Consider the following 24,407-nt stretch of genomic DNA (forward strand, 5'->3'; position numbering starts at 1 on the left):
TTTTATATATTAGTTGCTGGCATAAAAATATTACATGGATAATACCTTTAATATAGTTGAAAAAAATAAAAGTATAGTAATAGCAAAATATCTAGTCATACTAGCTTAATCCATTTTTTGCTTAGTAACAGAATTTTTTAACATTTTTTTTACTTAGTAAAAATATAATAATACTTTCGGAGGTTAATTTGGCATTTGGTACATTATTTTCTTTAGGTTTATATTTTATTGTGATGATCGGTATAGGTTTATATGCCTTTAAAAAATCGACCAGTGACGCAGCAGGTTATATGCTAGGAGGGCGCAATCTAAGTCCTTCAGTGACGGCTCTTTCCGCTGGGGCTTCTGACATGAGTGGTTGGATGCTAATGGGCATACCAGGTGCTATGTATGTGACAGGTTTAAGCAGTATTTGGATCGCCGTAGGTTTAGTGATTGGTGCTTATTTTAATTATTTAATTGTTGCGCCTCGTTTGAGAACTTATACTGAAGTAGCAAATGATTCGATAACTTTACCTGATTTCTTTGAGAACCGTTTTAATGATAAGCGCCATTTGCTACGCGTAGTTTCATCAATTGTTATTATTGTCTTTTTCACGCTTTATACTTCATCAGGTATTGTTGCTGGTGGTAAATTGTTTGAAAGCTCTTTCGGATTAGATTATGAAGTTGGGCTCTACGTTACCGCAGGTGTTGTTGTACTTTATACTATGTTTGGTGGTTTTTTAGCCGTAAGCTTAACCGATTTTGTGCAAGGGTGTATTATGTTCGTAGCACTTGTGCTGGTACCTTTTGTGGTCATAAGCGACATTGGTGGCGTACAAGCAATGAATGATGTAATTCATTCTATTGATGCTGAAAAGTTTAATATGTTTAACGGTGTTAGCGCGCTGGCGATTATTTCAGCGATGGCTTGGGGCTTAGGTTATTTTGGCCAGCCACATATCATCGTGCGCTTTATGGCAATTCGGTCAGTTAAAGATTTACCTGCTGCTCGTCGTATTGGTATGACTTGGATGATCGTTTCTATTTGTGGTGCTATGGCAACTGGTTTTGCTGGTATTGCTTATGTGGCGAAAACGGGCACAGAATTAACCGATCCAGAAACTATTTTTGTTTTATTTTCTCAGGTCTTATTTCACCCTCTCATTTCTGGCTTTTTATTAGCGGCTATTTTAGCTGCAATAATGAGCACCATTTCTTCTCAATTATTAGTGACATCAAGCTCATTAACCGGTGACTTTTATCAAGCGTTTCTAAATAAAGACGCTACTGATAAACAGCTTGTTTTTGTTGGCCGTTTATCCGTACTTCTAGTTGCTATTGTTGCGATATCTTTAGCTTATGACCGAAATAGCTCTATTTTAAGTTTGGTTAGTAATGCTTGGGCAGGATTTGGCGCCGCATTTGGACCACTAGTTATCTTTAGTCTCTACTGGAAAAAAATGAACAAACAAGGCGCTTTAGCAGGAATGTTAACAGGCGCTATAACCGTTCTTATTTGGATTTATGCCCCGATAACTGTCGGTGGCGAACTATTGAGTTCAGTGATGTATGAAATTGTTCCTGGCTTTATACTTTCAACAATAGCGATTGTTGTGGTGAGTAACTTTACTGCGGCACCTGATGAATCTGTTGAAAAAATGTTTGATGACATGATAGAGCAGCACAATATCGATTAATGGTATTGTAAACTCTCTCAAATAAAGCCCGTTATTGATATTCAATAACGGGCTTTTTATGTTCAGGATGAACGGTATAGCGTGGTGCCAAGGATGGCAATGAACGTATATGTTCAGGATGAACGGTCATGATTTTTGTTCCTGACAAATCATAAGTACCTCCATCCATGGAGGCAATAGCGTGGTGCTAAGGATGGCAATGAATGTATATGTTCAGGATGAACGGTCATGATTTTTGTTCCTGACAAATCATAAGTACCTCCATCCACGGAGGCAATAGTGTGGTGCCAAGGATGGCAATGAATGTATATGTTATTTTAATCTCTATTTTATTGAGGTCAGTACTAGATACTGAAACTAGTTCAGTATGACGACTATGGCTTCTGTGGTTTGAGAGGTGTGTACTCGATACTGAAAAGAGTTCAGTATAGGGGGTGTGGTATTAAGATGATGGTTTTAGTGCAAAAGGAATTAGGCTTTGATAAGAGGGGATTAAGAACTTCGTCGCCATGGTTTCATGTACGACGAAGTTAACAGTAAAATATTATTTTTATGACTTAAATAGACCAGCTAATATTTTTATCAATCGCTGTTTGCCACTGTGTCAGCGATTCACTTTTGTCAGCAACGACAATAATATTATTGTTTTTAAAGTGTTGGGATTTTCCTATTAATTTCTCTGTTGAAAAATCAGCGGTAAATTTAAGCTCTTCATTATTTGGAACAATAAAAACAGTGACCATGCTTGTTGTACCTTGAAAAACTAAGTGTAGGCTTTTCATGCCATCAAACCGGCAATAATTAGCAAACATTAATTTGCCTATGCTATCAGTAAAACTGGCATTAAACGTCGCCATTTTATCGTTAAGAGAGGCTAAGCTAACATTTGCAGTTGAAGTGTTAGAAAAATGTCCTTCTTCATGGGCAATATGAGCTATCGCGTAATCCCCTAGGTTGTTATAGGCATTAGAAAACTGCATAAAATTAATCGTTAAACCCATCACAAAGGCAACAGACGCAGCTAAAGCTAAACGAACACGACTTTTACGTTTTTGTTCCTGATGACTGGCCATGGTTTGACGTAAAATAAGTTTATCGCTTAAGCCTACAGGTACTTCAATATTTAACGCTTGAAAGAGTTTACTGTCTAAACTTTCAAGTTCTTGTGTAAAATTTTGCTTGGCAGGATCACTATGAATTGCAGCAAGCATATCTTTATCACGTGTATTTGGATCTGCATAAATACGACGTCTAAATTGCAAATCATCCATTGTACTGACCTCTAACTTTGGGAGTATTATCTAAAGCTTCTTTTAATTGATTACGCGCTCTAAACAACCTTGTCATCACGGTATTCTTATTTAAATCGAGCTGTTTAGCTATTTCTTCACCTGAAAATCCACCAATAATTTGTAATACTAATGGCTCACGGTATTCTTCTGGCATTTGTGCTATTTTTTCACGAAGCCAATAGTTTTCAATTTCTTGTTCGCTACTTGTTGATTTAGTATCGGTAACAGTGGCTTCTTCATATTCACTCATATCAAATCGTTTACGTTCGAAACGACGAGAATTTTCTCGTCGTAAAATTGTGATCAGCCATGACTTAGCCGCTTTTTCATCTTTTAATGAATCTAAAGCTCGCCATGCCCGTAAAAATGTCTCTTGCACTAAGTCTTCAGCCACATGTTTGTCGTGACATAGCCAATAAGCATAACGGAATAAATCGCCATGCAAAGCTTTAACTAGTGCTTCATATCTAACTTGTTTTGTTGCCATGTTGTAAGAGACCTGAGCTGACATTATTTTATTTCGCTTTTAAAAATATATTTCATTTTTATCTTGGATTCAGAGTTAAAACCTTAGCTTTATTTGCTTTTAATCCTTGCTTATTAATAGCTTGAATTAAGCTTGTTAAGGCCTTTCCTTGCCAAGTTTTTTGCTCTTTCCCATAATAACATTGCTGTAACAACTCAATTTCGTCCTGAAATTTATTATCATTAATCTCGATTAACGCATCATCAAGTGTTGATGTTATTTTGTTACCTGCTTTTGCTTGTAAGGTATTTATCCATGGCGATATTAAAGCAAGCACTTCTAAACCCTGATTTTTTTTACAGGCGGCTAATAAAGATAAGTAAGGATTATTATTTCTATTATCAATCTTTGTTGGTTTTACTGCTAATGGTCTAGAGCGTTTTGCACTGATAAACCACGCTAAAGCAGTAAGTAGCCATAAGGTTAAAAATAGCCATTGCAGCCAGGATGCCTGAGTAACAACAATTGTTTCCGTTGGAATAAGTACTTTGTTTTGCTGATTTTTCATGACAGCTGGAGCTGAGTTAAGCTCGCTATTAGGTAAAACTGTAATTTTTTGAGCAGCAATTGTAGCGACTTGATAACGGTTAGTGACGGTGTTCCACCAAGGAACACTTATCTCCGGTAGTTGATATTCGCCTGGCTTACTGGCAACAATGGCAAAATTTCTAACTTTTTGGCTAACCAAATGGCCACTGCTCATGCCTGTATGTAATTGAGCTTGGTCTGGGTAGACTTTCAGGCCTTTGGGCACTGTCATCTCTAAAAGTGGCAATTGTTCTTCGGATAAACCTGCTGCAGTTAAGGTAATGGTGCGCGTAATAGGCTCGCCTACTTTGAATGTTGCTAAATCAGGTTGCCAGTCTTGATGAATAGCAAGTAAATTACTCGGTAACCAAGTGCCTTGAAATGTTTCAGGGATAGGACGAACTAATAGTTGAATTTCATCGCCAATGACACTAACAGGTTTAGTTTCTGAAAAGCTAAACATGTTATTTCTTCGCGTTGATGGCACTAAAATTTCGCCAGAAAATAGCGGTGACTTTAACGTAAATTCACCGCTATTTTTAGGACTTATTGCATAGGTTCTTTCAATAACTCGATAGCGACGACCATTAATAATAGTATCTTCTTCTTTATCTTTTCCAATTTGAGTAATGCTGGCGCTTTCTAACGTTGGTTCGCTTAAGCTGCCACGTTTTAATTCTGCAGCAAAGTGTAGCTTAACGGTTAAGGTTAATTGTTGTTGAACATAGACTTTTTTGGTCGATATTTCAGTGGTAATGAAGATGTCTTGTTGTTTGTCAGCAAGCGGATCATTTTCAGCTAATATCTGTACTTTTATGGCTTGAGAGTTTATGCCCGCAATGGTGAAAGGAGGAATAATAAAATCACCTGCTGATTTACCTATTAGCAAAGTACTCCAGGTTGTCGTTTGTGTTGTTTTAAAATTAATCATACTAGTTTGCGAACTCACCGATGTTCTACCAACGACAAAGTCTTTTAATAACGCGGAGGTATTTAAAGCGTTGGTGTCGACATCGTCATCTATGGTGATTTTTAAAATAAAGGACTCATTAACCACGATAGGATTTTTATCAATAGTTGCACTAATTTGAGTTGCCGCAAGCGCATTAGTGGTAAAAAGCGTATTACTGAGCAAAATAGTTAGTAGGGCTATTATTGTTTGGGTCATTATTTTTACCATTGTTTTTTTCCTTTTGCGCGACTACTTCGACTATTACGGCGCTTTTGATATTCGAGCTGCATTTTGTTTCTCAGTAACATATAGGGATCATCAGTTACTTTGTTGAGTAATTGTTGGTGTTTTTGTTCGGTCTCTTCTGCTAATTGTTCGGCGGCACGAAGCTGAGCAGGTGTTTGCTCGGGTTGGCTTGGGTCGTCTTCTTTACCTTCCTCTTCTTTAGCTTGTCTTTCTTGCTCGGCTTTATCTTTTTGTTCTTGCTGAGACTTTTCTTGTTCGGTCTGCTCTTTGTCAGTTGCTTCTTTTTGATCATCTTGTTGCTCAGATTCATTTGGCTGAGCTTGATCTTCACTGTCTTTCTGTTCTTGATCTTTCCCCTGATTTTCTTGCTTGTTTTGTTCTTGCTGCTCTTGATTTTTGTCGTTGTTTTCTTCGTTGTTCTGTTCTTGGTTTTCTTGTTGCTGCTCTTGTTGTTTTTTTAACTCTTCAAGGTAAGCTTTATTGGCTTTTGCATCTTGATGCTGCGGATCTTTTAATAACGCTTGTTCATACGCTTTAATTGCTTCATCAATACGTTTTAATTGCGCTAGAGAATTACCTTGGTTATACAGAGCTTCCGCAGTGTCTTGGCGTTGGAATGCCTTTAATGCTTGCTCGTAATTTCCTGAGCGATAATAAGAGCTCCCCTGCCAAAATGAATCCTCAAAACTAGTTGCGGCCTGCTCAAAAGCTTCATTGTTGAACTGTTGTTGTCCTTGTTGGTCTTTGGTTTGCCATAAATTTTTCCAAAAATTATCAGTTACCTGTTTATCTGGTACTGATTCTTTTGTTAGCACTGCATTGGGTTTTATTGTGCTTGGTAATGTTGTGCTTTGCGCATAGCTTTTATCAACGGGTGCCATTAATAATATTAATGGCACTATCGCTAATAAACGGCCTCGACGAAAGTAGGGTAATAACAAGGCTAAGACAAAAAATAATAGATAGGGACCAGCTTCTTGCCATTGATCACCCGTATTTGAAGATTCTTTTTGTTGTTGATCTTCAACATCACTGGGTTGTCGAAGTAACGCTTCAATATCACTATTATTGTTAGCAAGTGTTGCATAATAACCACTGCCTCTTTTTGCTGCGCCTTTTAAGGCCGATATTGATAATTTAGGGACGATAATAGAACCACTGTTATTTTTCATCAGTTCACCATTATTAAGCTTTATTGGTGCTCCAGCTGATGTGCCTATGCCTAAAATATTCAATCGATGATTATTGCTTCTACTCCAATCGGTGATGTCTTGTATATCATAATTATCGATACCATCAGTAAACCAATATATATCACCTTTACTATGACCAGCATTAACCAGCATATCGTGAGCGAGTGTTAGCGCCGCTAGAGGGTTACTGCCAAGTTCTGGCATTAATTCAGGGGACAAAGATGGTAATAACAATTTAATGTTATTAATGTCGTCTGTTAGAGGGCTAATCGTAAAAGCATCACCGGCATAGGCGATTAAGCCTATTCCACCTTCATTTAATTGTTCGAGTAAATCAATCGCTTTGTATCGCGATCTTGTTAATCGATTAGGCGCAATATCAGTAGCATACATAGAATACGACATGTCCATGATTAACACCGACCCGCGTGCTATTTGATAAACGGGTTGTGGCAATTTTTTCCACGTAGGCCCAGCTAAAGCAACAATTGCTAATAAACCTATGATAAAAGGGAAAGTAAGCGACAACTTCTGCAGGCTGTCTTGCTTATCAACCAATACGCTTGCTAAATGTTTTGGAAGTAATTGTTGCCAGCCAGATTGGCTCAACCGGTATTTTTTGAGGAGTTTTAATGCAAAAAATAAGGCGATGATAGCTAATAACCACCAAGGACGAATAAAGTGAAAGTCAGCCATTTTAATTATTCGCTCCTTTTAATGTGATAGTGGGTAGGTTCACCCAAATTAGATAAAAAAATGATAATAATAATGCTGTAGATAATGGCCAATAAAATAATGCCGTAAGGGGACGCATTTGTTGTTGGTCTTGCTCTATCGGTTCTAGTGCATCGAGTAATTGATATATCTCACTCATATCTTTACTGTCACGGGCTCGAAAATAATAACCACCCGTTTCGCTAGCCAATTGTTGCAATGACTCTTCATCTAATTCGCTAGATGGGTTAATGCGACGTTTACCAAAAATTGAATCTTGAATCATTACATCAGCGCCAATGCCTACTGAATAAATGGTAATATTTTTGGCGACTGCGAGTTCTAATGCTTGTTCTGGGGTTATTTTACCCGCCGTATTTTGACCATCAGTTAACAGTAATAACACACGATTTGATTGTTTTTTTGCATCAAAGCGTTTTACTGCCAAGGCAATAGCATCTCCAATTGCGGTTTGTTTACCGACTAAACCTAATACGGCTTCATCAAGCATCTGCTGCACTGTTTTTCTATCAAAGGTCATTGGTGTTTGCATATAGGCATCATCACCAAAGAGAATAAGACCTAAACGATCACCGGTGCGACGTTCAATGAACTCGCCTAATAACACTTTTAACATATCTAGGCGGTTAACGGTGCTGCCATTTATTTGCATGTCTTCAACTTGCATACTGCCAGACAGATCAACAGCTATCATCATTTCGCGCCCTTCGGTGGGTACATTTACTGCCTCACCGAGCCATTGCGGTTGACTGGCAGATAGAACAATTAAGCTCCAAATCAGTAAAAACAAAATACGTGGCGACTTTTTAGTTTTAGCTGAAAAACTTTGACTAGAGGCATTTTGAATTAATATTGGCATCTTTAATGCTGCCGCTTGGTTTTGATTCTTTGCTGGCAATAGATACATTAATAAGGGTATTGGCAGCGCTAACAATACCCAAGGTAGTAGTAGATTAATCATGATTGATTCTCATGTTTTGTTACCGAATTTTGCTTTTGTAACTGCGGTGGAAGCGCTTGACTGAGCCAAAGATGAGCGGCTTCCTTCAACGTTTCACTTTCTGAGTTTTTAGTGATTTGATATTTATGACTAAACTGCTGTTCAGATAAGGTTAGAAATCTTTCTTGATGCTTAACTGCTAAGGTATTCTTGAAAAAATCTTTTAATTGCTCACCATGTAACGAGGCAATTTCCTTTCGTGGAAAGTACTGAAATGCAGCCCATTTTAATAAAGTGATTATTTCGTCATTATTATCGGTGCTTTGAAGTTTTGATAATGCTAATTTTTTAGCATGAGATAATTTTCGGCTTCTTTGCCATTTTACAATAACGAAAACGAGCGCTATTAATATAGACGCAAGTAAGATCCACCAGCCATAAGCGAATGGGTAATTATGAACCTGCTCTGGTAAGTGAATATCTTTTAATTGAGCTAATTGCTCAGACGGTTTTTTCAACGCTTCCATGAGGCAACTCCGTCAGTTAATTGTTGCTCTAAAGTTTGACCTGATGAGAAGTGCAATACTCGAGCGCCGGCTTTCAGTAATAAGTCTTTTTTCAATTGAACTCGTTCATTGGCTTGTTGATGATAATTTTCAGTTGCCTTTTCATCACCAATTAATAATTGCTGTCGTGAGTTTCCATCGGTCACCGTAACGTTCATTTTATGTTTACTATTAGGTAAGTCGTGCTCAAGAGGATCACTTATCAAACAGACAACTAGTTCACAATGACGACTGATATGGGATAAGTGGCGGATAGTTTCTTGGCTAATATAATTACCATCGGTGATTAAATAAACCAAACTTCCTGGGCGAGCAAGTTGTCTTAGTCGTGCACAATTCTCTTCAAAAGCAGCATTGGCAGAATCATGCTGCTGCTCAATAGACAAATGTTCTAGGTGTTTTTGCTGTTCGATAGATAACGTATGCTGATGAGTTTCTACTAAACTGTGTAAATAATGAAGCACACCTTGTTTGCGACTGCGCGGTTTTAATTCACTATGTTTATGCTGATTAAAAACAATACCGCCGACTCTATCGCCTCGGCCTTTAGCATGCCAAGTCACTAATGCCGCTAGGTGTGCAGCTTGTACTGATTTAAATAAAAACTGACTACCAAACAACATTGAATTACTGAGGTCGGTTACTACGAGTACTGGACGCTCAACTTCTTCACGAAAAATTTTAGTATGGGTTTTACCTGTTCGTGCTGTTACCCGCCAATCGATGGCACGTATATCGTCACCATTTTGATAATGACGCACTTCGTCAAATTCCATACCTCGCCCTTTACTACGAGATAAGTAATTACCTGACATTTGGCCATGCTGACTTTTTCGCGCAGCGAGATCAATGAGTCTAGTTTTGTTTTGGTATTGAATTAATTCATCGATTGATAATTCAATACCATTACTTAAAACACTACTAAGCAGATTTGCAATGTCTTGCTGGTTTTTTTCTTTTTTTTGATTAAGCCACATAAATTTACTTACAAGATTGATCGTTCATTATTTAATGTTGTTAAAGCAATTGCTGCTATTTAAGCAACAGCGACTAAGCTTAGTAAGTGATCAAGAAGTTGATTACTGTTAATACCTTCAGCTTCAGCTTGGTAAGTCAGCAAAATGCGGTGACGTAATACATTATGGAATACGGCTTGTACATCTTCAGGGCTAACAAAATCACGGTTATGTAACCAAGCTCTAGCACGTGAACATCGGTCAAGTGCAATGGTTGCTCGGGGACTTGCGCCATAAGCGAGCCATTTTTTTAATTGGTCGTCATATTTTTCTGGAGTACGCGTCGCCATAATTAAATCAACAATATAATTTTCAATGGCCGGTGCCATATGAATTTCCATCACTTGGTCGCGAGCAGCAAAAATATCACTTTGCGATATTTCTTTTACCGGTTTTTTACTTTCTTTGTTATGTTGAAGTGCTTCACCGCGGTTGAGCTTTAAAATAGCTAATTCACTTACAGCATCAGGATAATCAATTTCAATGTGCATTAAAAAGCGATCCAATTGTGCTTCAGGAAGAGGGTAAGTACCTTCTTGTTCAATAGGATTCTGTGTTGCCATCACTAAGAATAAGTCAGGAAGAGGATAAGTATTGCGTCCAACCGTAATTTGTCCCTCTGCCATCGCCTCTAATAAAGCGGATTGTACTTTTGCTGGCGCGCGGTTGATTTCATCAGCGAGTACTAAATTTCTAAAAAGAGGACCTGGCTGAAAAACAAAAGTACCATCTTCAGGGCGATAAATATCTGTGCCGGTTAAATCAGCAGGTAATAAATCAGGGGTAAATTGCACGCGGTGAAAATCAGCTTCAATACCTTCAGCTAATGCATTTACGGCACGAGTTTTTGCTAAGCCGGGAGGACCTTCTACAATTAGGTGACCATTGGCAAGCAATGCAATAAGTAAATTTTCAACAAGGGCGTGTTGACCTATAATTTGTTGAGATAAGTATTCTTTTAAAGATGAAAAATGTTCAATTGCCATGCTAACTACCACTTACTTGTTTTTATTGTTAAACCTGAGGGTATATATATAAGGTTCAGGTACCATAAAACAAGGATTTTTTACAATTTGACATGATTTTTAACAATTTATTTTTGAATGAATAGCTCACGTTTTAGCTGGGAGTTGTATTTATTTCATTTGAGGTTAGAATAAAGCAATCAATAAGTGGTCAGACCTCTTGGTTTGAAGACGATAAAATTAGATATTACGATGGAAGGGTAAAACATGACAAAAATGAATTTAACGACTCGAAACGGAGAACGCATCGCTGTAGTGGCTGGGTTGCGAACACCTTTTGCAAAACAAGCCACTGCTTTTCATGGTGTACCAGCAGTAGATTTAGGAAAAATTGTCGTTAATGAATTGCTAAAAAAGCATGATATTGACCCTACTATTATAGATCAATTGGTTTTTGGCCAAGTGGTACAAATGCCTGAAGCGCCAAACATTGCCCGCGAAATTGTTTTGGGTACTGGCATGAATGTAAATACCGACGCCTATAGTGTCTCAAGAGCTTGTGCAACAAGCTTCCAATCAACGGTTAATGTAACAGAAGCTATTATGGCCGGTTATGTTGATGTGGGTATCGCTGGTGGTGCTGATTCTTCATCAGTTGCGCCTATTGGCGTGTCAAAAAAGTTTGCACGTATCTTACTTGATTTGAGTAAAGCTAGAAGCTTGGGGCAAAAAATATCACTTATTCGTCAGTTGGGCCTAAAAGATATTATGCCTGTTCCACCTGCTGTTGCTGAATACTCTACGGGTATATCGATGGGTCAGACTGCAGAGCAGATGGCAAAAACCCATAATATCTCTCGTGAAGCTCAAGATGAATTAGCGCACCGTTCGCATACTTTAGCCACAAAAAGTTGGCAAGAAGGTAAGTTAACCGGTGAGGTGATGACCGCCTACAGTGAACCTTATAAAAGCTTTATTGAAAAAGATAACTGTATTCGTGAGAACTCAGAACTTGCCAGTTATAAAAAATTACGTCCTTGTTTTGATAGAAAACACGGCACAGTGACTGCAGCAACAAGTACACCATTAACAGATGGTGCCTCTGCCATTATTTTAATGCGTGAAGGGCGTGCAAAAGAATTAGGTTATAAACCGCTTGGTTATATCAAAAGTTATGCTTTTGCTGCCATTGATGTTTGGCAAGATATGCTTATGGGGCCAAGTTATGCGACGCCATTAGCACTTAAGCGTGCAGGTATGGAATTAAAAGATTTAGATTTAATTGAAATGCATGAAGCCTTTGCAGCACAAGCGCTTGCTAATATGAAAATGTTTGCCAGTACAAAATTTGCCCGTGAGCAATTAGGTCAAGATAAAGCGATTGGCGATATTGATATGGCTAAATTTAACGTGATGGGTGGTTCGTTAGCTTATGGTCATCCTTTTGCAGCAACAGGTACTCGTTTAATTGTACAAACCCTTAATGAGTTAAATCGTCGAGGTGGAGGTACTGGGTTAACTACCGCATGTGCCGCTGGTGGTTTAGGCGCTGCAATGATAGTGGAGACTGACTAATGACTGCACCTAATAACACTCAAGCAAACGATGAAGCGCTTAAACAAGAGAGTAACAATATGAGTACGTTTACATTAATTCGCCAAGACAATGGTATTGCTCATTTAGTGATGGACGTGATTGGCGAATCCATGAATACCTTAAAAGCTGAGTTTTCTGAAGAAATTGATACGGTATTAAAAGAAATACGTAATGACAATACGATTAAAGGTGTTGTCTTAATCAGTGGCAAAAAAGATTCTTTTGTTGCTGGCGCAGATATTAATATGCTGGCGAGCTGTCAAAGTGCGAGTGAAGCAACGGCTCTTTCTCGCAATGGGCAAATGATTTTTGATCAAATTGAAAACCTCTCAATTCCTGTTGTTGCTGCTATTAATGGTGCTTGCCTAGGCGGCGGACTTGAACTTGCTATGGCGTGTCATGCTCGTATTTGTAGTGATAATGGCAAAACAGCCTTGGGTTTACCTGAAGTACAGTTAGGCTTATTACCGGGGAGCGGTGGTACGCAGCGTTTACCAAAATTGGTTGGTATTCAAAAAGCATTAGATATGATGCTAACAGGAAAACAATTACGCGCGAAACAAGCCTTGAAGATGGGCTTGGTTGTTGATGTTGTGCCAAACAGTATTTTAATTTCTGCTGCTGAAAACTTAGTGCTAGCGGCGCAAGGTAAAGCGAGTAAAATTAAAAAGAGTCAACGCAAAATCAGTGTTTTAGATAAAGCACTTGAAGGTAATGCGGTTGGCCGTAAAATAATTTTCAATCAGGCGACTAAATCTGTATTAGCTAAAACCAAAGGCAATTATCCTTCACCCCTCAAAATTATTGATAGTGTACGCATTGGTATCGAAAAATCATCGGTTATTGGTTACCAAACTGAAGCTGATCATTTTGGTGAACTTGTTATGTCACCAGAATCAGCTCAATTAAGACAAATATTTTTTGCTACTACCGACATGAAAAAAGAGCAGGGCATCGAAGGTGTTAATGCTAAGCCAATTAGCCAAATTGGTGTTTTAGGTGGTGGCTTAATGGGCGGTGGTATTGCTTTTGTTAGTGCAACTAAAGCGAATGTTGATGTACGTATTAAAGATATTGCGCCGCAAGGTATCAGCCATGCGATGAAATATGGTTATGACATACTCAACAAAAAAGTTAAACGTCGCTTTATGTTGAAAAGTGAAATGCAAAAGCAATTGGCTAAAATTACGGGTTGTGTTGATTATAGCGGTTTTAAAAACGTTGATATGGTTATAGAAGCTGTTTTTGAAGACTTGTCATTAAAGCAAAAAATGGTTGATGACATGGAAAGTATTTGTGCTGAAGACACTATTTTTGCGAGTAATACCTCAAGTTTACCTATCGGACAAATAGCAGCAAAGGCTTTACGCCCCGAAAATGTCATTGGACTGCATTATTTTTCTCCGGTAGATAAAATGCCGTTAGCTGAAATTATTGCACATTCAAAAACCTCTGATCAAACTATTTCAACGACAGTTGCTTTTGCTAAAAAACAAGGTAAAACGCCGATAGTTGTTAAAGACAAAGCGGGTTTCTATGTTAATCGTATCTTAGCGCCTTATATGAATGAAGCCGCCTTATTATTACTCGAAGGCGAATCGATTGGTAAGTTAGATAAAGCACTGGTTAAGTTCGGCTTTCCCGTCGGACCGATACAATTACTAGATGAAGTCGGTATTGATATAGGCGCTAAAATTGGTCCTATTTTACAAGCTGAATTAGGCGAGCGATTTGCTGCACCAGAAGCATTTAATAAACTTATTGCTGATAAACGTTTAGGTAAAAAAGTGCAGAAAGGCTTTTACCTCTATAAAGATAAAAATGGTAAAAAAGTCACCAAAAAACTTGTTGATGAATCTGTCTATCCATTATTAAACATCATCATTAAAGATCAAAAAACAAATGATGAACTTGTCCAGCGCTGTGTTTTTATGATGTTGAATGAAGCTGCTAGGTGTTTAGATGAAGGTATTATTCGTAATGCTAGAGACGGTGATATCGGCGCTATCTTCGGTATCGGATTCCCACCATTTTTAGGTGGACCATTCCATTATATCGATACGTTAGGTGCAGAAGTAATTGTTAATAAGTTGAACCTGTGGAGCAGTGAACTAGGCGAACGATTCAAGCCTTGTCAGGCATTAATTACCATGGCTGAAACCGGTAATAAATATTATTAGTAACAGGCAATGTTATGCCACCTCGGTGGCAATTTAACGAAAAAGAGGCAATTTAATGCCTCTTTTTTTTATGCTTTTTACCCTTTAAAAATAAGTTGAATAAATACTCTAAATTAGTTATATTTTGCCTATAAAGTTTTAGCCATTCTTTTAGTCAGTTTAGCGGTAATTATTATGTTGTTATTTTTAGCGGTTGTCAGTGTTGTTTGTTCGATGTTCTTTTACTGCCAGGCATTACGAAGTGGTTTAGGTTTGAAGCGTTGGGCATGTGCAGGATTAGTTTTTGGGCCTTTCATTTGGCCAATGTTCTGTATGAAAAAACGGATGAAAATGAATGAAATGTTTGGCTTCAACACACTAATTTTAAAAGCTTAAAGCTTTTAAAATAAATTTTTCTTTACCATTCTAGGTAAAATAAGACAGCTACATTCCTTGTAGCAAACAGTGTCTTTCTTCAAACTAACCATTGATAATAGTGGTTCAATGATTATTACTTCCACCACTTACTGGCTGGCATTTCTTTAATTTCAATGCTAGCAGCAATAGGGTTTGCTTTAGTTGTTACAAATAGAGCTTTAAATAAGTTGATCATATTTATTTCCTATATACGAACTTCTGCTTTAGACTTTCCAATACGAACTTCTGCTTTAGATTTGCCAACTTCATTGAGTATTAATGAATTTGACTCAATAATTGGTGTTGGTGATGCTGACATTGCTAGAGATAAAATAAGTGAGCTAATCATTTAAAATTTCCTTAATTTATTATTATTAATTTCATAAATGATAAAGCACGTACTGTGCCAAAAAGTAAAAGCCTTATTAAATAAGGCTTTTAGGATGGTTTTTATGGTGACACATGCGTGTCAATATTTTGTAAGCTGCAGAGAGGTTACTTTAGTCTTCTAAGCTAAAATATGGCATTAAAATGACGGTTTGCCAAAACTTGTCGATGCCTTGGTAATTTGATAAGAAAGTAGGTACTTTTGAAAGTCGCCTTCGGGTAATGGTTTACTGTATAAATAACCTTGTAGTTGCTCACAACGTAAACCAGAGAGGAATTTAAGCTGTTGATTGGTTTCTACACCCTCTGCGACTACCTGCATACCTAAGTTATGTGCAATAGTTACTATAGTGGCAACCATATTACGACCTTGCTCTGACTCTTCAATATCATCCACAAAAGCTTTATCTATTTTTAAGGTATTAAGCGGAAACTTCTTTAAATAAGCGAGCGATGAGTAGCCAGTACCAAAATCATCTAACGATAAGTGAATACCCATAGCTCGAATTTGCAACATAATATCAATGGCTTTTTGGGGTGAATCCATTACCGTACCTTCCGTTATTTCTAATTCAAGGTACTTTGCGGGTAATTGGCTTTCTTTGAGAATATCAGCGATCATGCCCACTAAGTTAGGTTGTGTAAATTGCACCGCAGATAAATTAACCGCAACACGACCTGTAAATAAGCCGGCATCAACCCACTTTTTTGTGGCAAAACATGACTTTCTTAAAACCACTTCGCCAATGTCAATTATTTGGCCTGTTTCTTCCGAAATAGGGATAAACGTTATTGGGCTAATGATGCCTTTTTTAGGGGTTTCGAAACGCACTAAGGCTTCCATACCGGCCACTTTACCGGTAGAAATTTCAATTTTAGGTTGATAGAAGACTGAGAAAGAATCTTCTTTTAAACCATGGCGTATTAAGCTTTCAACTTGTAAGCGCTTAACTGCTGCCTTATTCATCGAATCACTAAAGAACTGATACTTATTACCACCATTATTTTTAGCATGGTACATGGCCGTATCTGCGTTTTTCAGTAGCTCTTGCGGGGATATGCCATCTTCAGGATAAAGTACGATACCTAAGCTACTAAAAAGAACCACTTCTTGATTTCTCAGTTTCAGCGGCTGAGCAATGGTCGTTAGCACATCTTTAGCAATACTGGTGATTGTATGGATATCGTTGGTGTTTTCAATAATAATACTAAATTCGTCACCACCTAAGCGGTAAACCGTATCTTGCTTTCTGCCAACAGCTTGCATTCTTTTTGCTACCTGACATAGAAGTACGTCTCCTACTTCGTGTCCCATAGAGTCATTAATCTTTTTAAAATTATCTAAATCAAAAACCAGTAGAGCATGAGGGGCTTTTTTATTAACTAGCAGAGTTAAATTAGCTTGAAAATATGAACGATTAGGCAGGCCTGTTAAGGTATCGCTATTGGCGAGTTTTCGCAGTTCCGCTTCTGTTTCTTTGCGCTTAGTTATATCAGAAAATACGCCAACAAAATGTGAAATACTTTTATTCTCATCAAGTATTACGTCTATATTCAGGTCTGTTAAATACACTTCGCCATTATCACGTTTACTTTCTATTTCATCGTGCCAACTGCCTTTGGTTATTAAGTGCTTTTTTACATCTTTGGTGAAACTTTTTGGATATTGGGCAAATTCTAAGGTTATACCAAGCATTTCTTTACGCGTTTTTTGTGTAATACGCTGGTAAGATTTATTGACATCAACAATATTAAAAGCACGGTCGTATATAACAACCGCATCTGAAATATTTTCAATACACTTGGCAAATAACTTTAAACGTTCATCAGCTTTTTTTATGCGGCTTATATCCTTTAAAGTACCTGTCATACGCGTTGGGGTGCCTTTTTCATCACGTTCAACTATTTTTCCGCGATCGAGTACCCATATCCATTTATCATCTTTATTTTTAACACGATAGGTCGCTTCAAAATGGTCGGTATCGTTATCGAAATGGTCGTTTATTGCATCGCGAACTCGCGCGATATCATGTTCGTTAATATTGGTTTTATCTGAGCCGACGTTACGTTTACCATCTTGTGGAAATTCTAAGATCCCCCAAATATTTGAGCGATATATCTTGCCAGTGATTATATTCCAATCCCACATTTCATCGCCACTGCCCCATAAGGAAAGTTTCAAACGCTCTTCACTTTTTTGAATTTGTAAGTGAAATAAACGCTTATGACGTATTTGCTGAACCACATAACCAATCACTAAAAAGCAAAGCATGGTATAAATACTAATGGCGGTTTTCGATAACCACCAAGGAGCGAGAATATGGATGTTTAAGGTAATTTTTTGACTTGGAACAGTACCTAGTAAATCATAGACTTCAACTTCAAAGATATAATCACCGTGACTCAGGTTGGTATAGGTCGCTCGGTAGTTGTTTTTACCCGCATCAATCCAATTTTCTTCTAAATTTAATAAACGATATCGGTATCCTATTTGGTCAGGATATTTTGCATTTGGCGAAATAAATTCAATGGTAAAGGGTGATTGTTCATGTTTTAAGGTTAAGTTGGATAACTGACTTAGCTGTCTACTTAGATAAAAATCACCCTCTTTTGAAGAGGCTTCTTGATCGTTTACTTTGATTTTTTTATTGGCGATTAATAAATTTGTTAATACTGGAATATTTAATACTTGTGTTATTTGTATAACTTTTTGTGGCTGAAATTTAAAAACCCCTTTTTGACTACCGAAAATAAACTCATTGTTGATGGTTTTTAAAGCAGAAAATTCTATGAAATCTTTACCTGAAAGGTGTAGGTCTTTACCAAAATTTTTAACTTCTTTTGTAAAAGGGTTAATTAAAGTAATAGCTCCATTTGTCGCAAACCACGCATTTTCTTTATTATCTAAAAGAATAGCTTCAATAGCATTGCTCAATAATTTGTGACTATTATTAAAATAAGTAGTCGTCTTTCTTTCCTTATCATAGAGCAAAATACCTTGCTGAGAGGTTAACCAAATCCATGAATCAGAGACTTTTATAGAAGTTACCCCTATTGTTGACAAATATTTAATGTCGTTAATTTCATGATAATTAGTACTATTTTTATTATAAGGTGGACTTGATAAGTCAATCGAGACTAATTGATTATCCGTTGATGTTGCCCAAAGAGTATTGTTTTCAATATCGATATCAAAAGTTTTTAAGCGCTTATTTGCTTTCAGATCATAACGGCTAAACTCATTTTTAGACATGAGGTATGTTGTTAGTTTGCCATTGATATCTATAAACCAAACTTTATTATTAAACACTTTGAAAGGATAATTCCTCCCATAAGCTGATTTTTCTTTCCAGTCTTTAATTTCTACCGTTTCTTCAGAGGTAACTTTATATACAAATAACTCGTTTGATTTAGTGCTCAGCCATAAGTTATTCTTATTATCTGCTTCGATATGGTAAATTTCTTTGTTTTCTGTGGCCTTTATATAATTACCTGATGTTTTATTTCTTATATAGTTTATACCGACATCTACTTCATTAAACCAAATTTTACCATCAGTAGTTTCTACCAATCGACTAATGTAAGCATTGAGGATTCCATTTGAATAATGCTGAAAATGAAGCGAGTCATTAAAAAATACATTTACCCCTTTTCCATATGTACCCAACCATAAATTTCCGGTCATATCCTTGATAATACTGTGAATGCTATTATTGGAAATACTGTTTGTATGATCTTTTTGATATGTTCTTACACTTTTTGATAGTGGATCAATAATATTTAATCCATTTTCGGTGCCAATCCAAATTGTTGAATCATCACTGAGCACTATACTTCTGACTTTATTGGAAATAAGTATATTGGTTGGATGAGTTGTATTGTAACTGTCGATTTGATTATAGTTTTCATCTAAAACATAAATACCATTGTCTGTACCTAACCAGTATTTACCATTAATTTCTTTTATATCAAATAATGATTTTGCTGAAATAGTTATATGGAACTTATTGTTTTCTTTTTGTAATGATGCAGCATAATTTAGATTTTTATTCACTAAAAAAATGCCCTTATCGTAGCTGCCAAACCAAAAGTTTCCTTTCAAATCTTGATAAATAGTTTTTATTTCTCTTAATTCATCTTCAAGCCCATGAATTTTTATTTGTTTAAAATTATTATTTGTTATGTCAAATTTATGAATGCTATCTGTGGTAGAAACCCAAATGTTATCAGCATTATCTTGATATATATCCCAAATCATATCGTCTTTTAATGATTCATTATTTCCGTCTTGATGGTAGAAACTCTCAAAATTATCAAGTAGTACATTATACTTGCTTAACCCTTTTGCAGTTCCCACCCAAAGCACACCATCCTTATCAACAAAAACCTTACGGATAAAGTTATTTGCAATGGAGTTAGGGTCTTCTAAGTTTTTTCGATAATGTACAAAGCTCTTGCCGTCATACCTATTAAGGCCATCTTCTGTCGCTATCCATATAAAACCATCAAGATCTTGGGCGATATCAAAAACATTATCTTTGCTTAAGCCGTCAGCAGATAGTAAATGCTTGAATTTTAAAGTGGCTTGGCTGGATAGTGAGGTGTTTTCTGCAATGAGGTTTTCTGTTGTTTTTTGTTCAGCCAAAGCACTTTGGGTACCAAATATGAGCGTGAGAGTAAGTAAACATAAAATGCGGAAGAATTGTTGGAATTTTATCAGATGAGTCTTGGAAAAAAAATTAAGCACAAATACAACCTTGGATAGAAGCTTCAATTAGGCTCATTTACACCACTCATAATATAAAATAGAAAAAAATATTTATAATGAATTGTTGGACCGTTTGAACGGTATAAATTAAGCAAGCAATTTTATTATTTTTGTTATTTATATTGCATCAAGCCACATTAAAAATCATGGCTAGAGCTAAGTCAACTTATTTACCCTTATATGAATAAGATACTCAGATAAGTTAATATCATTAGCCCTAATATTTTATCGGCAGGTTTAGTATTTTCTTTGACAATTTTTTAATTTTTTTTCAATACTTTCATTGTGCTGCAATGTTTTCTCATCATTTTCCGCCATGTTTTCTTGGTAACTCGCTAAGGTTATCCTGTCGGTATTGTTGTTAAATAAAAGTTGTTGAGTAAAGAAGCGACTAATATCATCAATCGCCAATGACAAAATAACGTTGATCAATTTTTGTTTCTCGTCGAAATTCGTTTCTTTATTACAAATAGCGGCCCAAAATCGTTGGCTCTTTATTCGCAAACTAGAGTCTTTTTCTTGTAATTGACTCGCCAAGCCTTGTTGAATATGTTGCCAATCTTGCTCAGATAACAGTGTTAAATTGTCCTGTGCTCTATTAATAAACTCGTTTATTTCTTTTACTAAAACAGTGGCGTCAACGTGCGGTGACTGTATATAGAAAGCGATACCTGGATAACGATTAATAGGAATGAAGCCAACCCCTACCAGATAACCAAATTGTTTTTCAGTGCGCATTTCTTGAAAAAATAGGGGTGACAATATTTGGCTGGCGATCATCGTTATCGCTATTGTTGTTAAATCTTTTCCTACGAACGGGTAATACACCACGGCAGCATGATCATGTTCTGGTAAATGCAAAGGAAGGTGAATGTCACCTTGGTCTTCAATATCAAGAACAGGTACATTAACGGCATACTTATCTGAATAATGATGACTAAATGCTGCCTTTAATTGTTCACTAAATTTCAACGCATGTTCAGGTAACCAATTGCCATGCATTAACGCCTCAATAGTTATCTCATCAAACAAGTGTTCTCTAAAGGAGACAAACTCTTCAAAAGAAGTGTTTTCTAGCGCGTTAGCGAGAGAACTACTGGTTGGGTTTTTAGGTTGCATTGTTGAGCTAAGAATCGAAAATAATTGTGAAATAGATTTACTGGTTTGCGCGTTATGCCAGTGGTTAATCAATTGTTTTTTAAATAACTCAAACTTTTCTTCAATGAAGTTCTCAGTGACTAGACTTATCAATAACTGTTCGAGTAACTTGTCTTGTTTAGTACTAACCCCTGATAGTTGTAAGGTAATACCACCTTGGTGCGAAAACAAATGGTAATGAATTCCAGCTAATTCAGCATCATAATGCTGTTCAATAACAGCATCGCTATACAAATCAACAAATAACCGTGTCATTGCAATATGTTTGCTGTCTTTTATCGTTAAGGGTGCATCAATACCAATGTAAATATAGCCCTTGGGGACAATAAAAGTACTGTCTTGTTTAAACCAAACAGATAAACCATCAATTTTTTCAATTAATTTGGGGGTTTTATTACTCTGCTTAGCAACAGGTTTACACGGATATATTTTGGGCTCTTTGACAATATAAGGATTACTTAGTGGCAAAGAAAAGTTAGCTGTTAATGCTTCATTTTCCCAAGTGTTAATTTGCAGTTGAGTTATTTTTTCAATACTGAAAGGGACTTGGTACCAAAAACTATTTTTATCAAATTCATTTTGCGCACTAATATGAATAATGCGCATATTACTTGCTGATAAATAGCCCAACAAGACATTGATTTCTTGTTGTTGCATACCATCCATTATGTAGTCACCGTAAATATAATCTTCGGGTCCGTAATGCTGCATGTTAATAACTAACTGACAAACAGAATCTAAGGGTTTTAGTTTTTCTTGGTAACTGAACGATAAATTAGCGATTGCCTGCTTTTCTTGATAATAAAACTCATCAACAGGTTTGCTCTTCATTAAATTTAGGTAAGAAAAAATACTGCTAATGATTTCGTTAATATGCTGCTCACCTAATTCAGTAAGCGAAATACTTAAATTGAAATCTTTAAAGTTTGAACCATTTACTCCTGAACCAGCGGTTAAGCTAAGTGCCCAACGCTGCTTTTTCAGATAAGACAATATACTGCCTTTACCCTCATGGCCCAATAAATAGGTCAAAATAGATTCTGGTTTGTTGCGGTAGTAGGGGTCAATGCTGGGCATTGCAAAACTAACAATAAGTTGCCTATCATTCTTTACCGGTTTTACATTGATTTTTATTTGTTGGTGCTCAGGTAAATAAAGCGGTGTATCTATTGCTTTTGGGGGTGAGGTTGCAGCTTTTATATCGGTAAATTTATTCTTTGCTAATTGCGATAACTCATCAAGTGACTGCGGGCCTTCTAAAACAAGTGTCATTATATTGGCACGATAGTGTTGTTGAAAAAAGTCACGTATTTCGGTTGTTAGGTCACTTTCTTTTCTGTCGGCTAGAGTATCAATTGAACCAACCGAGAATTTTGAAAAAGGATGAGCTTGATTGATAGTTTCTTTGTGAACATCGTATAAACGACGAATATCGTCTTTAAGTTTAAGTTTAAACTCAGCATCTACATTTTGACGTTCTTTTTCAACAAACTCTTGTGAGAGTAACGGACTGATAAAGAATTGGCTAAAACGATCTAAAGCAAAAGTAAAATGTTGATGTTGAATATCAAAGAAAAAACAGGTGTGCTCAGTTGCTGTCCATGCATTATTACTGCCGCCATGTTGACTAATATATTTTTGATATTCACTGCCATCAGGATAAGACTTAGTGCCTAAAAATAGCATGTGTTCTAGAAAATGGGCTAAACCTTCACGGTTGCTGGGGTCACTAAAGTGGCCAATATTTACTGCCAATGCTGCAGCTGATTTATTGGTTTGTTCGTTGTGAACTAATAGAACACGCAAGCCATTAGCTAATGTTAAGGTTTTATATTGCTTGTTGTCATTTGGGCTTTGTTTCAATATCGGCTCCGGCAAACACTGCAGCAACCTCATTTGTGACGAACACTGGAAAGGTAAGCGTTTGTTTCTAAGATTATTTTAATTATCTAGTTAAATTACCTGAAGCACCAACTAGAGTCTATTGTATTCTTAATTTATCTATTAATTATCTATACTATAGACTGAAATAAGCGCTAAAATGCCATCGATTTGAAAATATGATGTTATTTGGAAAATTTATGCGAATATTTGTAATGCGACATGGTCAAGCTCAAGCAATGGCTCCTTCTGATAAAAGTCGTGAATTAACTGCGGTTGGTCAACGTGAAGCTGAAATGATGGCAAAGAAATTGGTCCATCAAAAAGAGCACTTTGATGCTATTTTTGTTAGCCCTTATGTTCGCGCTCAACAAACCGCAAAAATTGTAAAAAACATCTTAGCAACTACAACAACTCTAACTACGCTTGAATTTATAACGCCAGAAGACTCAGCTCAACAAATGCATAATTATATTGATGTTGCTTTCATCGATAATGCCCAGGCAAATGTACTTATTGTTTCACATATGCCTTTGGTCTGCTATTTAGTGGAGGAGTTTACCTGTGGTCAACATGCGCCGTTATTTGAAACCGCCTCTATTGCGGTTATTGATTATGATATTAGTTCAGCGAAAGGGCGGTTAGTTTCGCATACGACACCCAACAGTCTTTAGTGCTCTGGTTAGATAATATCAGCGAAGCGATCATTAAGTTCAACTAAAACCAATAATGCGCCATTACCACCCCACTCAAGTGGTGCTTGATGAAAAGCCATTACGTCAGGGTGTTGCACTAGCCAATGTGGGACTTTATTTTTAAGCACCTGTGAACCTAAGCCATGTACAATACAGACACACTTCGCATGTTCTTTTTTACAAGCAAACATTAGCGCGGCAATTTCTAATTTGGCTGTTTTCTGATCTAAACCATGTAAATCTAAAATTAAATCGGGTGCGTACTGACCGCGTCTTAAATTTTTAGCCTCAAAGCTGTCAACATCTTCACGCACATATTTCATCGGCCCTTGCTGATTCAGATTTGGTTCAAACTCATCAGAAAAGTAGAACTCAGCATGTTGTTTTTTCTTCGCATCTCCTTTGTTTTTTCCAAGATGTAAAGATTGATTTTGGCTTTGCTTTTTTATAGGCGCAATTTTATCTTGCACAATTGGCTTTACTTTACCAATAGCCTGCATAAATAAATCTTTCTCATCGGGTGTCAATGCGTCTTTAAATTTCATATTGGAAACTACATTCTTACTTTAAGAGGGAAAACAATTCAAATTCTAAAAACATCTGTGGGCAATAACAAGCAAAAGGTTATAATACTCAGTAAATTAACTCAATGATCAATGTTAATGCTCTAAATATCCAAAAACAGCGTTGCTTTTAATCACAATA

The 24,407-nt window shown here is 36.7% G+C and carries 17 protein-coding genes; 5 read left to right on the forward strand and 12 right to left on the reverse strand.

Annotated elements, in window-relative coordinates:
* Positions 1 to 188: 188 nt before the first annotated feature.
* Complete coding sequence (gene putP, locus H4J66_RS04420; RefSeq protein ID WP_182171097.1) at positions 189 to 1,682, forward strand: sodium/proline symporter PutP; 1,494 nt, start codon at positions 189 to 191, stop codon at positions 1,680 to 1,682.
* Between the two features lie 557 nt (positions 1,683 to 2,239).
* Here putP and H4J66_RS04425 read toward each other — a convergent pair.
* From H4J66_RS04425 to H4J66_RS04460, 8 genes are read right to left on the reverse strand one after another with little or no spacing between them, the layout of a single operon-like run.
* Entirely contained in the window at positions 2,240 to 2,953 is a 714-nt protein-coding gene (locus H4J66_RS04425; protein ID WP_182171100.1) for a DUF3379 family protein, read from the reverse strand.
* On the reverse strand, positions 2,946 to 3,461 hold the full coding sequence (locus tag H4J66_RS04430; protein ID WP_310650621.1) for a sigma-70 family RNA polymerase sigma factor: 516 nt from the start codon (positions 3,459 to 3,461) through the stop codon (positions 2,946 to 2,948). Before H4J66_RS04430 ends, H4J66_RS04425 begins: the two co-directional genes overlap by 8 nt.
* A 58-nt stretch (positions 3,462 to 3,519) precedes the next feature.
* A complete protein-coding gene (locus H4J66_RS04435; RefSeq protein ID WP_182171106.1) occupies positions 3,520 to 5,196 on the reverse strand; it encodes a BatD family protein in 1,677 nt (558 codons plus the stop codon).
* A gap of 5 nt (positions 5,197 to 5,201) precedes the next feature.
* On the reverse strand, positions 5,202 to 7,115 hold the full coding sequence (locus tag H4J66_RS04440; protein ID WP_182171109.1) for a VWA domain-containing protein: 1,914 nt from the start codon (positions 7,113 to 7,115) through the stop codon (positions 5,202 to 5,204).
* A gap of 1 nt (position 7,116) precedes the next feature.
* Positions 7,117 to 8,115 carry a VWA domain-containing protein gene (locus H4J66_RS04445; RefSeq protein WP_182171112.1) on the reverse strand — a complete coding sequence of 333 codons (999 nt, stop codon included), beginning with the start codon at positions 8,113 to 8,115 and terminating at the stop codon, positions 7,117 to 7,119.
* Positions 8,112 to 8,621, reverse strand: a complete 510-nt coding sequence (locus tag H4J66_RS04450) for a DUF4381 domain-containing protein (RefSeq protein ID WP_182171115.1) — start codon at positions 8,619 to 8,621, stop codon at positions 8,112 to 8,114. Before H4J66_RS04450 ends, H4J66_RS04445 begins: the two co-directional genes overlap by 4 nt.
* Complete coding sequence (locus H4J66_RS04455; protein ID WP_182171118.1) at positions 8,609 to 9,637, reverse strand: DUF58 domain-containing protein; 1,029 nt, start codon at positions 9,635 to 9,637, stop codon at positions 8,609 to 8,611. Before H4J66_RS04455 ends, H4J66_RS04450 begins: the two co-directional genes overlap by 13 nt.
* A gap of 59 nt (positions 9,638 to 9,696) precedes the next feature.
* Positions 9,697 to 10,662 carry a MoxR family ATPase gene (locus H4J66_RS04460; RefSeq protein ID WP_182171120.1) on the reverse strand — a complete coding sequence of 322 codons (966 nt, stop codon included), beginning with the start codon at positions 10,660 to 10,662 and terminating at the stop codon, positions 9,697 to 9,699.
* A 246-nt stretch (positions 10,663 to 10,908) separates the two neighbouring features.
* On the opposite strand from H4J66_RS04460, the gene fadI reads away from it, so the two are divergent.
* The 3 genes from fadI to H4J66_RS04475 all read left to right on the forward strand — a co-directional run bounded on the left by fadI (position 10,909) and on the right by H4J66_RS04475 (position 14,792).
* A complete protein-coding gene (gene fadI, locus H4J66_RS04465) occupies positions 10,909 to 12,216 on the forward strand; it encodes an acetyl-CoA C-acyltransferase FadI (RefSeq protein WP_182171123.1) in 1,308 nt (435 codons plus the stop codon).
* 59 nt (positions 12,217 to 12,275) lie between these two features.
* Complete coding sequence (gene fadJ / locus H4J66_RS04470; protein WP_259369060.1) at positions 12,276 to 14,417, forward strand: fatty acid oxidation complex subunit alpha FadJ; 2,142 nt, start codon at positions 12,276 to 12,278, stop codon at positions 14,415 to 14,417.
* 174 nt (positions 14,418 to 14,591) lie between these two features.
* Positions 14,592 to 14,792 carry a hypothetical protein gene (locus tag H4J66_RS04475; RefSeq protein ID WP_083278040.1) on the forward strand — a complete coding sequence of 67 codons (201 nt, stop codon included), beginning with the start codon at positions 14,592 to 14,594 and terminating at the stop codon, positions 14,790 to 14,792.
* A 226-nt stretch (positions 14,793 to 15,018) separates the two neighbouring features.
* On the opposite strand, the gene H4J66_RS04480 is transcribed toward H4J66_RS04475, so the two are convergent.
* The 3 genes from H4J66_RS04480 to H4J66_RS04490 all read right to left on the reverse strand — a co-directional run bounded on the left by H4J66_RS04480 (position 15,019) and on the right by H4J66_RS04490 (position 22,989).
* A complete protein-coding gene (locus H4J66_RS04480; RefSeq protein WP_182171127.1) occupies positions 15,019 to 15,162 on the reverse strand; it encodes a hypothetical protein in 144 nt (47 codons plus the stop codon).
* Between the two features lie 177 nt (positions 15,163 to 15,339).
* Positions 15,340 to 19,845: an EAL domain-containing protein gene (locus H4J66_RS04485; RefSeq protein ID WP_182171130.1), complete on the reverse strand. Its 4,506-nt coding sequence runs from the start codon at positions 19,843 to 19,845 to the stop codon at positions 15,340 to 15,342.
* 360 nt (positions 19,846 to 20,205) lie between these two features.
* Positions 20,206 to 22,989 carry an insulinase family protein gene (locus tag H4J66_RS04490; protein ID WP_182171133.1) on the reverse strand — a complete coding sequence of 928 codons (2,784 nt, stop codon included), beginning with the start codon at positions 22,987 to 22,989 and terminating at the stop codon, positions 20,206 to 20,208.
* Positions 22,990 to 23,207: 218 nt separating this feature from the next.
* Between H4J66_RS04490 and sixA the strand changes: the two genes are divergently transcribed.
* Positions 23,208 to 23,681, forward strand: coding sequence for a phosphohistidine phosphatase SixA (gene sixA, locus H4J66_RS04495; protein WP_182171136.1), 474 nt, complete (start codon positions 23,208 to 23,210; stop codon positions 23,679 to 23,681).
* A gap of 8 nt (positions 23,682 to 23,689) precedes the next feature.
* On the opposite strand, the gene smrB is transcribed toward sixA, so the two are convergent.
* A complete protein-coding gene (gene smrB / locus H4J66_RS04500; RefSeq protein WP_182171139.1) occupies positions 23,690 to 24,247 on the reverse strand; it encodes an endonuclease SmrB in 558 nt (185 codons plus the stop codon).
* Positions 24,248 to 24,407 lie beyond the last annotated feature (160 nt).

Origin of the sequence: Colwellia sp. MB3u-55, assembly GCF_014076785.1 — a bacterium.
Classification (GTDB): Bacteria; Pseudomonadota; Gammaproteobacteria; order Enterobacterales; family Alteromonadaceae; genus Colwellia_A.

Bases quoted from the DNA above. Each gene is read 5' to 3' on its own strand.
- smrB (WP_182171139.1), bottom strand. From the start codon at position 24,247: ATGAAATTTAAAGACGCATTGACACCCGATGAGAAAGATTTATTTATG.
- H4J66_RS04425 (WP_182171100.1), bottom strand. From the start codon at position 2,953: ATGGATGATTTGCAATTTAGACGTCGTATTTATGCAGATCCAAATACA.
- fadJ (WP_259369060.1), top strand. From the start codon at position 12,276: ATGAGTACGTTTACATTAATTCGCCAAGACAATGGTATTGCTCATTTA.
- fadI (WP_182171123.1), top strand. From the start codon at position 10,909: ATGACAAAAATGAATTTAACGACTCGAAACGGAGAACGCATCGCTGTA.
- H4J66_RS04480 (WP_182171127.1), bottom strand. From the start codon at position 15,162: ATGATTAGCTCACTTATTTTATCTCTAGCAATGTCAGCATCACCAACA.
- H4J66_RS04445 (WP_182171112.1), bottom strand. From the start codon at position 8,115: ATGATTAATCTACTACTACCTTGGGTATTGTTAGCGCTGCCAATACCC.
- H4J66_RS04430 (WP_310650621.1), bottom strand. From the start codon at position 3,461: ATGGCAACAAAACAAGTTAGATATGAAGCACTAGTTAAAGCTTTGCAT.
- H4J66_RS04475 (WP_083278040.1), top strand. From the start codon at position 14,592: ATGTTGTTATTTTTAGCGGTTGTCAGTGTTGTTTGTTCGATGTTCTTT.
- H4J66_RS04455 (WP_182171118.1), bottom strand. From the start codon at position 9,637: ATGTGGCTTAATCAAAAAAAAGAAAAAAACCAGCAAGACATTGCAAAT.
- H4J66_RS04460 (WP_182171120.1), bottom strand. From the start codon at position 10,662: ATGGCAATTGAACATTTTTCATCTTTAAAAGAATACTTATCTCAACAA.
- H4J66_RS04440 (WP_182171109.1), bottom strand. From the start codon at position 7,115: ATGGCTGACTTTCACTTTATTCGTCCTTGGTGGTTATTAGCTATCATC.
- H4J66_RS04435 (WP_182171106.1), bottom strand. From the start codon at position 5,196: ATGACCCAAACAATAATAGCCCTACTAACTATTTTGCTCAGTAATACG.
- sixA (WP_182171136.1), top strand. From the start codon at position 23,208: ATGCGAATATTTGTAATGCGACATGGTCAAGCTCAAGCAATGGCTCCT.
- H4J66_RS04450 (WP_182171115.1), bottom strand. From the start codon at position 8,621: ATGGAAGCGTTGAAAAAACCGTCTGAGCAATTAGCTCAATTAAAAGAT.